The organism is Mesorhizobium sp. M1A.T.Ca.IN.004.03.1.1 (assembly GCF_003997555.1).
In the GTDB taxonomy this organism is placed as follows: Bacteria; Pseudomonadota; Alphaproteobacteria; order Rhizobiales; family Rhizobiaceae; genus Mesorhizobium.
This window is the reverse complement of record NZ_RZTV01000570.1, coordinates 1-259: the sequence shown is the minus strand read 5'-3', so window position 1 is coordinate 259 and position 259 is coordinate 1. Positions and strand designations below refer to the sequence as shown.

General features: G+C 64.9%; 1 protein-coding gene. It reads left to right on the top strand.

Going from position 1 to position 259, the window contains the following annotated elements:
* On the top strand, positions 1-259 hold a 259-nt coding region (gene folK, locus EOD29_RS32925), incomplete at both ends, for a 2-amino-4-hydroxy-6-hydroxymethyldihydropteridine diphosphokinase (RefSeq protein ID WP_127248861.1).

The following is a 259-nucleotide window of genomic DNA, read 5'->3' as shown; positions in this document are numbered from 1 at the left end:
AACGGGAGATGAAACGCGAGCGCATCGAACGCTGGGGTCCGCGCACGCTCGATATCGACGTGCTGACCTATGGCGACGTGATCCAGGACGCGCCGCGGCTGGAACTGCCGCACCCGCGCATGACCGATCGCGGTTTCGTGCTGATGCCGCTTGCCGATATCGCGCCGGATCTTCGGGTCAGGGGCAGGATGGTCAGTGACTGGCTGTCGAATGCCGAGGTGACCGGCATCGAGATCGCCGACGACAGTCGCGACTGGTG